Annotated in this window: 7 protein-coding genes, 1 pseudogene and 1 CRISPR repeat array; of the genes and pseudogenes, 3 read left to right on the top strand and 5 right to left on the bottom strand. The window is 45.1% G+C overall.

The window, feature by feature from the left end; all coding sequences use genetic code 11:
- Positions 1-618: 618 nt before the first annotated feature.
- Entirely contained in the window at positions 619-1,413 is a 795-nt protein-coding gene (locus H6G03_RS35450) for an LmeA family phospholipid-binding protein (RefSeq protein WP_190475333.1), read from the top strand.
- Between the two features lie 98 nt (positions 1,414-1,511).
- Positions 1,512-2,822, top strand: coding sequence for an APC family permease (locus H6G03_RS35445; RefSeq protein WP_190475331.1), 1,311 nt, complete (start codon positions 1,512-1,514; stop codon positions 2,820-2,822).
- A 65-nt stretch (positions 2,823-2,887) separates the two neighbouring features.
- Here the strand turns inward: H6G03_RS35445 and H6G03_RS35440 are convergent, their stop codons facing one another.
- From H6G03_RS35440 to lepA, 3 genes are all read right to left on the bottom strand, one after another.
- The gene (locus H6G03_RS35440; protein WP_190475329.1) at positions 2,888-4,273 is read right to left on the bottom strand and encodes a UDP-glucose dehydrogenase family protein; all 1,386 of its coding nucleotides are present in this window, start codon (positions 4,271-4,273) and stop codon (positions 2,888-2,890) included.
- Between the two features lie 209 nt (positions 4,274-4,482).
- Positions 4,483-5,433 (bottom strand): UDP-glucuronic acid decarboxylase family protein, encoded by a 951-nt coding sequence (locus tag H6G03_RS35435; RefSeq protein ID WP_190475327.1) that lies wholly within the window; start codon positions 5,431-5,433, stop codon positions 4,483-4,485.
- A 749-nt stretch (positions 5,434-6,182) separates the two neighbouring features.
- Positions 6,183-7,156: a CRISPR direct-repeat array (repeat unit 37 nt; unit sequence ATTTCAAACCACCAAAATCCCTTTCAGGGATTGAAAC).
- Positions 7,157-7,456: 300 nt separating this feature from the next.
- Complete coding sequence (lepA, locus tag H6G03_RS35430) at positions 7,457-9,268, bottom strand: translation elongation factor 4 (RefSeq protein ID WP_190475325.1); 1,812 nt, start codon at positions 9,266-9,268, stop codon at positions 7,457-7,459.
- A gap of 400 nt (positions 9,269-9,668) precedes the next feature.
- On the opposite strand from lepA, the gene H6G03_RS35425 reads away from it, so the two are divergent.
- Positions 9,669-9,896: a hypothetical protein gene (locus H6G03_RS35425; protein ID WP_190475323.1), complete on the top strand. Its 228-nt coding sequence runs from the start codon at positions 9,669-9,671 to the stop codon at positions 9,894-9,896.
- A gap of 132 nt (positions 9,897-10,028) precedes the next feature.
- On the opposite strand, the gene H6G03_RS35420 is transcribed toward H6G03_RS35425, so the two are convergent.
- Positions 10,029-10,793: a PEP-CTERM sorting domain-containing protein gene (locus tag H6G03_RS35420; protein WP_190475321.1), complete on the bottom strand. Its 765-nt coding sequence runs from the start codon at positions 10,791-10,793 to the stop codon at positions 10,029-10,031.
- 440 nt (positions 10,794-11,233) lie between these two features.
- Positions 11,234-11,620 (bottom strand): annotated as a pseudogene (locus tag H6G03_RS35415) (diguanylate cyclase); the annotation flags it as partial.
- Positions 11,621-11,713: the final 93 nt, after the last annotated feature.

Raw genomic sequence — 11,713 nt, 5'->3', positions numbered from 1 at the left:
GGAGTGGGGGAGGGGGGGAGTGGGAGAATGAATATTTTCTCTTTTCCCTTTTCCCTTTTCCCTTTCCCCTTTTCCCTTTTCCCTTTCCCCTAGTCCCTAGCCCCTAATCCCTAGCGCCTTTTGACTTTCTTAAATGTATTTCCGGACAAGTTGCACCCATGCACTTTATTGCTAAAAACCACCTTATCCTCCGCCACGAGTGTGGAAAATGATGATAATTGCAGAAAACATGGTATGCTCTGAGTCGAATCCGATTGCAGTTTTGGCCTAGCGGGTTCGATCGGCCCTATCCTCATCCGGATGAGGGATTAAAACATGAGAGATGAAAAAATTAAAAATTGAAATATTACCGCTAATTTAGCTTTTACGTACAGCTTTTGACAGGCTCGTTGTCAAAATTGAAACTAAAATTCAAACAAATGGTGTCTGCGCCGATCGCTGATATCCTTAACCGGTAAGGCTTACAGGCTGACATCCTCTCTAGGTCGATCGACTCTCAAGCATTAACTATAAGTATTTGGGAATACATACCATAATTTTTGCTAATTCGGCAATGGATTGCTGAGTTTTTCACATTTTGTTACAACGGAGAAAGACTTTCTATAGACACAAAACTTTATGTTAGGTGGTCTGACTGGTTTTACTAATCCTGGTGGTGGCGATTGGGGTGAGCGGATGCTCAACACTGTCGCCAGCCAATCCATCCGCCACTTGTTCACTAAGAGCGAGTCTGTGGAGGTCTCTGTGCGCTGCTCGCCCTCCAGCAAACTGTTGCAAGGGAGCATCGACAGCTTTAAGATGAGCGGTCGCGGCTTGGTAATTCGCAGGGATTTCCCGGTTGAAGAGATGTCGTTCGAGACGGATGCGGTATCTCTGGACTTCAGCTCGATTTTGAAAGGAAAGATTACGCTGAAGCAACCCACGCAAGCGATCGCTTTAGTTACCTTATCGGAAGAAGGTATAAATCAAGCTTTTAAAGCAGAACTGGTGAGAAAGCGCCTGCAAAATCTTTCTATCGACTCCTTAAACGATCTGACGGGGGGAGAATCGGTTTCTTTTACAGAAGTGCAGCTGCAACTGGAGAACGGTAATCGCATTCGGCTGTTTGCTAAAGCGGAGCTACCGGAGCGCGGTACAGTACCGATTAGCATGACGATGACGCTAGGCGTCGAACGTCGTCGCCGCATTACTTTTAAAGACCCCCAGTTTCACCCAGATGGCGTACCGGAAGAGTTGCGAGAAACTTCTCAAACTTTGGCAAAGGCGCTGGCTGAAGTGTTGGATAATATGGTAGATCTCGATCGCTTCGACCTCGACGGCGTAACGATGCGAATCAACCGCTTGGAAACTCAAGGCAAAAAGTTGCTCTTCAGCGGCTACGCTCAAATCGAACATTTCCCCGGTGTCGGTTAAATATAGTTAATTTGTAAGTTGGGTTGAGGTACGAAACCCAACCTACAAACTAGCTTCTTCCCCTAACCCCTAGCCCCTAGTCCCTAACCCCTAGTTATATGTCAAATTCGACACCCGTACCACCGCAGCTACAACGAGAATTGGGCGTTTTGGGCGCTACTATGATGGGTCTGGGCTCGATTATTGGCACAGGGGTATTTGTCAGTATCGGTGTGGCGGCGGGTATTGCTGGCCCAGCGGTAATTCTGGCGGTGATAATCGGTGCTTTTGTGGCGACTTTTAATGCTCTCAACAGTGCCCAGTTAGCTGCCAGTCATCCAGTCAGCGGCGGCAGTTACGAGTACGGTTACAAGTATCTCACGCCTTGGTTGGGTTTCACGGCGGGTTGGATGTTTCTGGTCGCAAAGACTGCTTCTGCGGCAACTGCGGCTTTGGGTTTTGCTGGCTATTTGCAAAATGCGATAATGCTACGCATCGCTGTCGCGAACGCACTCCCATCTTCTCGCTTTTTGGTACCGATCGCTCTGACAGCTGTGCTTTTTTTTACTTTAATAGTACTTAGCGGCATTAAGCGATCGAATCTTGTCAATATTATTATTGTCTCAGTAACCCTGCTATCTTTGGGTTTCTTTATTCTGGCAGGATTGCCAAAAGTAACAACTACTGGTGTAAATAATGTCACTCCTTTTTTCAAAGGTTCTATTTCGACAGTTCTCCACGCCAGCGCTTTGATGTTTGTTGCCTATACCGGATACGGACGCATCGCCACAATGGGAGAGGAAGCAAAAGACCCGCGCCGCACTATTCCCAAAGCAATTATTGTGGCGATGGCGATAACGATGCTGCTTTATACTGCGGTGGCAATAGTTGCCGTACTCGCGGCGGGTGCGGATAAACTGGGTGGGGTAACTGCACCGTTGGAAGTGGCAGCTCGCAGTTTTGGCATTCCGGGAGCTACGCAGATCTTAGCAGTGGGTGCCATGACGGCGATGCTGGGTGTATTGCTGAACTTGATTCTCGGTTTGTCCCGCGTAGTGTTGGCAATGGGAAGGCGGGGAGATTTGCCGGGAATCTTAGCAAATTTGGATCGGGGTGGGACGACACCCTATGCGGCTGTGTTGTTGGTGGGAATTGCGATCGCAAGTTTAGTTTTAATTGGAGATGTCAAAACCACCTGGTCGTTTAGCGCTTTTACGGTTTTGATTTATTACGCGATTACTAATTTAGCAGCGTTGCAGCTGCCAACCCAAGAACGGCTTTATCCTAAATATTTAGCCTGGATGGGTTTGGCAGCTTGTTTGTTTCTCGCTTTCTGGGTAGAAAGGCAGATTTGGTTAACAGGTATTGGCTTGATTGTAGCTGGTTTAATCTGGCATTTTTTTGCCCGATCGCAAACTGATAAATTTTAGATTCCAGATTTGAGATTTCAAATTCAATTCAATCCAAAATCCCAAATCCAAAATCTAAAATTCCCTTATCGGCCAATTCCTACATAACGGAATCCTGCGGCTTCTATCTCCTTGGGATTCAGGAAGTTACGACCGTCAATTATGACGGCATGATTCATCAATTTAGCCATTTTGGCGTAGTCTAAAGTGCGGAACTGATCCCATTCTGTGACCAGTACCAAAGCATCGCAACCATCTGCCAAACGTTCCGGATCTGTTTCGACAATTACGCCGCTTAAACCGTGACGCAAACCGGTTTGAGAAACGATCGGATCGTAAGCTTTGACTTTCATCCCCAAACGGTTGAGTTCTTCGATGATATTCAGGGCTGGGGCGTCCCGCATATCATCGGTATCCGGTTTGAAAGTCAACCCCAACAAACCGACGGATTTACCCTTGAGTATTTTCAGTTCTTGTTGCAGTTTATCGACTGCAATCAGACGCTGACGTTGATTGACTTTCACAGCTGCTTCCAGAAGTTCGGCTGTGTAGTTATAATCTTTAGCGGTGTGGACGAGGGCGGAGACATCTTTGGGGAAACAAGAACCGCCCCAACCAATCCCAGCTTGCAAGAATTTGCCACCAATGCGGGAGTCTAAACCGATACCTTTGGCGACTTGGGTAACGTCAGCGCCGACGCGATCGCAAATATTAGCTACTTCGTTGATAAAGCTGATTTTGGTTGCTAAGAAAGCGTTGGCGGCGTACTTGATCATTTCTGCCGAGTTGATGTCTGTTTCCACTACCGGTACTGGCGGTAAAGATGGATTTTCGGCATACTTACGGTCGATGATGGGGGTGTATAGTTGTTTCATCAGATCGATCGCTTTCTGGTTGTTGCTGCCCAGAACGATGCGATCGGGGTTAAAGGTATCGTAAACTGCCGATCCTTCGCGTAAAAATTCCGGATTGCTGACGACATCGAATTCGGCGGCGATTTTTTGTACGGCTGCTTCCACGCCACCAGCACCTACCAGCACTTTTTGGCGTTCGGCGATCCCGTCCATGACGATCATGCGTACCCAGTCGCCCGATCCGATCGGCACGGTAGATTTATTTACGATTACTTTATAGCCGTCGTTGAGATTGGCCCCAATGCCACGGGCAACTGCTTCTACGTAGCGGGTATCGCTTTCTCCTGTTGGCAATGGAGGCGTTCCCACAGCGATGAATAAAATTTCTCCGTGCTGGACACCTGCGGCGATATCGGTGGTAAATTCCAGCAATCCGTTCTGGTAGGTAGACTGCATCAGTTCGGATAATCCCGGTTCAAATATCGGCGATTGTCCGGCTTTCATTAACTTAACTTTTTCTTCGTTGTTGTCTACGCAGATCACATGATGACCGGTATGTGCCAAACAAACGCCTGTAACTAAACCAACGTATCCGGTACCTATAACGCAAACACGCATATTGTGCTTATCCTCAAAGTAAATGACTAAACTCCAGTTATATTAGCTTTCCGCTAATATGGAAATTTTTGTTTTGGATAGAGAATGTAGGGTATGTTGCTAACTTAGATGTACTCTACTCCTGTTTTTTGATTATGCCCTGATGTATAGTACCCAAAACTTAGTTAGCGATCGCTATCAACCGGAACCAAATACCCTACATTCCTTCTTTAGCCGATTGTTGATGCTTCGGAGTTCTCGATGCGAGCCCTGAAATCTTCTATTGTTAGCTTCAGCCCTGCTTCCAGAGGGATCGTCGGCTGCCATCCCAGCCAAGTTTTCGCTTTTGTAATATCCGGTTGGCGTTTGCGGGGGTCGTCTTGCGGTAGCGGTTCGTACTTAATCTCAACATTTGGATTCACCATTTGCTGAATTTTCTGCGCCAGTTGTAGAATAGTGTATTCGTCCGGATTGCCTAAATTGATCGGCCCGGTGCGATCGCCATTCATCAGCCGCATCAAACCTTCCACTAAGTCGGAAACGTAGCAAAAACTGCGCGTTTGGGAACCGGTTCCATATACGGTCAGGGGGATACCCCGCAGTGACTGAACTATAAAGTTGCTGACGACGCGACCGTCGTTTTCTAACATTCTGGGTCCATAGGTGTTGAAGATTCGCGCTACGCGAATTTCTACATTATTTTCTCGGTGATAATCAAAAGATAATGTTTCTGCGATGCGCTTGCCTTCGTCGTAACAGGATCTGATCCCAATAGTATTAACATTGCCTCTGTATTCTTCTGTTTGGGGATGCTCTTCTGGATCGCCGTATACTTCCGATGTGGAAGCAAGTAGAAACCTTGCTTTGACGCGCTTTGCCAAGCCTAGCATATTCATTGTTCCCATCACGTTTGTTTTGACGGTTTTGATGGGGTTGAATTGATAATGGACGGGGGAAGCGGGACAAGCTAGGTGATAAATTTGATCCACTTCCAACCTAATCGGTTCGGTGATGTCGTGGCGGATTAACTCGAAGTAGGGTTTATCCAGCCATTTGAGGATATTTCGCTTGTGGCCTGTATAAAAGTTATCCAAGCAAATCACTTCATGTCCTTGTTCCATGAGGCGATCGATCAGATGCGAACCGATAAACCCAGCACCACCAGTGACCAAAATTCTCATAATTTTTTAACAAATGATACATTTTGTCAAGCAGTAAATACCGCCGTTCCAAATATAACTGGCTTGCACCCTTTATGGTCTGCTGACATTCCATTCTTGTTGAGATGCTTCTGATGAAATTGCCGTTTTATGACATTTTTGGATAAGACTTTGGGACATTTTACTGTTTGCCGGATATGAAAGCGTGACTGCACAACTAGCAAGTTAGCAAAGAATCCCTCAAAAGGCGACTTTTGTTAACCGGATTCATCAAATCTTTACTCTGATACAGCAAAATCGGTTGATTTTTTTCATAAGTCTTTATAAAATTTTATTTCGCGGGAGGGTCTAGGGCGTCGGGAAGAAGGAAGAGGGAAGAGGGAAAAATTTCTTACTTTTGACTTTTGACTTTTGACTTTTAGCGCCCCCACTCCTCTCGGTTAAGCTGGACAGTCCTGATGTTTTCGGGGTACGATCGCGATCGATCCTCGGCATTCTCTGCTCTGGCCAAGCTGTATCGCTGCGACTACCTGGGGGTGTTTGAGTTGGCAATGTCTGAATTTTGGCTGAAATCTTTGCTGGCTAAGGTTTTGACGGTTTTGGGTGCTAAAGGTGGTAGTCGCGGTCTCTGGAAGCCTTGTCACTACTGGCTTTTACGAAAAATTTTCGAGACCTACTTTACAAGCCGGTTCCTGAAATGGTATTCTTTATCTTGTCAGTCGCAAACGAACCTTGAAAACTTCATACTGTCTGGGTTTGAGGATGTTGCCATTTCAAACCACCAAAATCCCTTTCAGGGATTGAAACGTCGCGATTCGAGACAGTATGAGCCAAGCAACAAATTTCAAACCACCAAAATCCCTTTCAGGGATTGAAACGTTGTCAGGGAATTGATTAAATTAGAATACTCTGATTTCAAACCACCAAAATCCCTTTCAGGGATTGAAACCTGTAGAAATCCCGGTTCGAGCGGCAGAACCCATGATTTCAAACCACCAAAATCCCTTTCAGGGATTGAAACCGCCTCGTATGGGAATGCAAATTCCGCATCATCGCATTTCAAACCACCAAAATCCCTTTCAGGGATTGAAACGCTATTTACTGATTCGCTTCCCCACCAATCCATATATTTCAAACCACCAAAATCCCTTTCAGGGATTGAAACGAATACTACAAAGCAATCTCCCTTGTGATATCGAAGAAATTTCAAACCACCAAAATCCCTTTCAGGGATTGAAACGCAATGTATGCAATTCATAAAAACTTCGCTATTTATTTCAAACCACCAAAATCCCTTTCAGGGATTGAAACGTCGCCGGATTCAACGCTGTGATGGGTGCAGCCAAGATTATTTCAAACCACCAAAATCCCTTTCAGGGATTGAAACTAAGGCTTCTACGGTTCGTTTTCCCCAGTCGATTTCAAACCACCAAAATCCCTTTCAGGGATTGAAACAAGCTCTGACGAAACAGTCACAAATTCAGCAGATTTCAAACCACCAAAATCCCTTTCAGGGATTGAAACTCTTTATATTCTATAATTAATTTGCAAATCTCTTGATTTCAAACCACCAAAATCCCTTTCAGGGATTGAAACTTTAGCTTGTGAAATCTCTCGCCTGGTTTGCAAAATTTCAAACCACCAAAATCCCTTTCAGGGATTGAAACGTGCTTCATCCTCAATGACTGGAATTAACAAATCTTTGACATTTCAAACCACCAAAATCCCTTTCAGGGATTAAAACATTCACACAGAGACAAAGAAGATTTTCGTTGCAGAATCATTTCAAACCACTAATATCATGTCCGGTGCATCGGTAATGTCAGACTGATGCTCAAGATTATCTGTGAGAATCTGGGGTTAAATTTTTACCGCAGATGAAGAGAGATGAACGCAGATAAACGCAGATAAAGGCAAATAGAAAGGCATTTTTTGGCAATCGATGCTACGGGATATGAGATGAAACAAACAGAAAGATACCAAAAAAAAGAGGGAAAAGAGCATTTCCCTTTTCCCTCTGTCACTACCCAATACCAAAAACAAGCTATTCTTTATCCAAACGCAAAACAGCCATAAAAGCTTCTTGGGGTACATCTACAGTACCGATCGCTTTCATGCGCTTTTTACCTTTGGCTTGTTTTTGCAACAGTTTCTTCTTCCGCGAAATGTCGCCGCCGTAGCATTTTGCCAACACATCTTTTCGCAATGCGGGGATATGTTCGCTGGCAATAATTTTACTGCCGATCGCAGCTTGAAGTGGTATCTTAAATTGGTGACGGGGAATCAATTCTTTCAGTTTTTCCACCAAACTTCTACCCACGTTGTAAGCTTTATCTCGGTGGACTATCATCGCCAAAGAATCTACCGGATCGTTGTTGATTAAGATATCCAAACGCACCAAAGGATTTTCTCGATAACCGATCAAGTGATATTCCATACTCGCATATCCGCGAGAGCGAGATTTCATTTGATCGAAAAAGTCGGTCACGACTTCCGCCAAAGGTAACTCGTAACTCAACGTGGTTCTTCCTTGGGTGAGATATTTCATATCCTTGAAAATGCCGCGCCGAGTTTGAGACAATTCCATCAAAGTCCCCACGTATTCTTCCGGCGTAATCATATCCACTTGCACGTAGGGTTCTTCGATTTTCTCCCGGTGTTGTGGGTCTGGTAAATGACTGGGATTGTCGATATAGAGAATTTCTCCTTTAACAGGCGTTACCCTGTAAATTACAGAAGGAGCGGTAATAATCAAGTCCAGATTGTATTCTCTCTCCAGGCGTTCTTGCACAATTTCCATGTGCAGCAATCCCAAGAATCCGCAGCGGAAACCAAATCCCATTGCGCTGGAAGTTTCTGGTTCGTAGGATAAAGCGGCGTCGTTGAGCTTTAATTTTTCTAACGCTTCTCGCAAATCTGGAAATCGATCGGCATCGGTGGGAAACATCCCGCAGAATACCATCGGTTTGGCTTGCGCGTATCCCGGTAAAGGTTCGGCGGCTGGTTCGTATGCCAATGTAATTGTATCGCCGACGCGGGCATCTTCCACCGCTTTAATTGCCGCCGCCACATAGCCTACTTCTCCGGCGTGCAGTTCGCCGACTTGAATTTGGTTGGGGGAAAGGACGCCTAACTCGTCAATTTCGTACTCTTTCCCCGTCGCCATCAAGCGAATGCGATCGCCTTTCTTCACCGTACCGTCCATCACCCGGAAGTAAACTATTACGCCTCGGTAACTGTCGTAATAACTATCGAAAATCAACGCTCGCAAGGGTTGCGATACTGTATCTTGCGGTGCGGGTATCAAATGTACGATCGATTCGAGAATTTCGTCTATCCCGATTCCTTCTTTCGCTGAAGCTAAAATCGCTCCACTACAATCCAAACCTATGATTTCTTCGATTTCTTTTTTTACCCGCTCCGGCTCGGCACCGGGTAAATCAATTTTATTCAAAACCGGGATAATTTCGAGATTATTCTCTAATGCTAGATAAACATTTGCCAGAGTTTGCGCTTCTACACCTTGGGAGGCGTCCACCACCAGCAGAGCGCCTTCACACGCAGCGAGAGAGCGGGAGACCTCGTAGGAGAAATCGACGTGACCGGGGGTATCGATGAGATTGAGAACGTATTGCTGCCCATCTTTGGCTTTGTAGTTCATCCTAGCTGCTTGCAGCTTAATGGTAATACCGCGTTCTCGTTCTAGCTCCATGTTATCGAGGAACTGTGCTTTCATATCTCGATCGGCTACAGTTCCGGTAGCTTGCAACAGACGATCGGCCAAGGTAGACTTGCCGTGGTCGATGTGGGCGATAATGCAAAAATTGCGAATGCGAGCAACGGGCACATCAGTCATACAGTTCTCTTTAAGGTCGATCGGCGATCGCTGCACAAAGGTAATATAGCTTTCTTAAAATATTTTAATGTTTTCAGAGCCGATCGCGTTTCATTCTCGATCGCTTTCTTCCATTCCCAGCGCTACAGGCAATCCAGGGCCGATCGGCTGACACAAAAATTGACACAGTTTAACGACCTGATAAATTTATTCGTTTATGGGTTATACTAAAAGCTTTGGTCGTAACAGTTTTTTGCTCGCTCCTGTACAATATTAAATAAAAGGCAAAGTAGTTCAAAAAATTAATAGGCGCTGCATAATAGCAATTGCTGAAAACTCCCGCCCACAAGGCAGTCAGTGCAGATTGATTTAATCGCGTTTTGCGGTCTCCACCATTATCGATTAGAATATTGTGTTGCAAATGAAAGAACCAGCTTTAGATACCCATCGCTCAAATGATAAGGTGGAAGTTTCTATCCACTTGGATTCAGATTTATTCGATCAAATTCAGCACCTCACCAATGACCCCAGCAAGGTGATTGAATCGGCCATCAGACAATGGCTTAAAGGTGGCGATCGGCGAGATGATGACCTAACTCGCACCCTGCAACGAACGCCAGTACCCCCCCGTGGTGAGTGGAACGATTAATTTCTGCCACAACAAGCCGCAAGAGGAAGTAGGAACGAGCGGAACCCTCTTAATTAGAGAATACTTGTACAAAATATGGTTCAGCATATTTTGTACAAGTATTCAATCCGATCGCAGTATTCTTTTCCTCGATTAACTAAAGACTTTGTGGTTATCCTTAGAGACAGCCCCTAAGCGCAAATTTACACTTTGTTCTCGCTGCCGTTTCAGGATCAGACCCATACCGCATAAGCCGAACAGAACCAAACTACCGACTGTACCCGGTTCTGGTACCTTAGTTTGAGAGATGCGCTGATCGATAAAAGAAATCGTAGCCAATCCAGTAGTTCCACCCTTGAGTTGGATGTCTTTCACTACTTTGGCCTTCTTCACAGGTTTATCCAGATCGATCGCATTGTCAAGTATGGGCGGAGGATTGGAGACAAACGTCTGGCCAATAATATTATTATCCACATCAAATACCGTTTCCACCACAGACGTTCTTGAGTTGCCTATCGGTGGTGGAGGGATGGGTTGACCGTTGAAAGCTAGATGAATATCGCTAATCGCCATATTCGGATCTAAAGCTTCTACCGAATAGCCAATTACCACATCGATCGCGTTGTTCGCATCGGCGAAAAATGGCCCGGAGAATCGTATGCCTTCCAGACCGGTGTCCAGTGTTGTTACCGATATGGAATCGGGATCGAGCGGGCCCACAAATGCCGGATTGCATACCGCAGGCTGACAACCGATCGTCGCCGTAAAATCACTGAAAAGCTTATCACCAACAGTGAAACTACCGTTGCTATCGATCAAATTTCCTAAATTGAATGTCGCTGCGGCAACGGGCCCAGTCACAACTCCCAAAAGAGTTACGCCCGTACAAACAATTCCTAGCGCAAAATTACGTATCATAACTGCCTCTGCAAGTTTTGAGTAAAAAAATGGTAGTCAGTAATTCCGCTTATTGAAATCGATACTCTCTGAAAAGAAAATACCTTTACTCCACAGTTAAGCTTCGCGAAATCAACATATCAAAGTTAACTTTTATACAGAGCGCATATATTTGAGTGAAAAAATCCAAATCTACTGAATAATTATGGCTTACTTTTCATCCTCAGCGCTAATTATTTAAGTATTTTTGCTAACCTTGAATTTTCGCTTTCGCATCTAGATTAGTATAAATGTATAAATAACTGCATCCATCCATAGCAAAAATTTACCAATTTTTTATCAAACTTACCTATATCGGTCAATTTTGTGAAGTTTTAGTAAAGTTGCGTTGCCGATATACGTAAGTAATGTGATTTACAATACAAAAAATCCATTCGTTTTCACAGTGGGGGAGCAAAACTTTAATCGAGATTGTGAAGAAAAAAGCGATCGCGCCCCAAAGCCTTTGCGCGATAGAGGGCCTCGTCAGCTGCTGCAATCAGCCGATCTGGAGAAAACTCAGAATCAGGAAACGTACTGGCGACACCCAAACTGACCGTAACGTACTCGCTTACGTAGGAAGCAGTATGGACTTGTTTTAATGCACTGACGTTTTCACGGATAGTTTGTGCGATCGCAACAGCACCCTCAGCTGTCGTATTCGGTAAGATCGCGGCAAACTCTTCGCCGCCATAACGAGCAACTAAATCGATGGGACGATTGACAGCACGACGAATAGCATCCGCGACCTGTTGCAAACACAAATCGCCAGCCAAATGACCGTAAGTATCGTTGTAAGTAGTCGGACAAAAGTAATCGACACTGTATGAACTTTTGTTAAGGCACTTGCAGGAGTGCGATCGCTACCCACGGATAGTACAAATGTATTGTAAAAATTGACA

The organism is Aerosakkonema funiforme FACHB-1375 (assembly GCF_014696265.1).
Taxonomy (GTDB): Bacteria; Cyanobacteriota; Cyanobacteriia; order Cyanobacteriales; family Aerosakkonemataceae; genus Aerosakkonema; species Aerosakkonema funiforme_A.
Note: the sequence above shows the minus strand (reverse complement) of the source record. Positions and strands in the feature narration are given on the sequence as shown.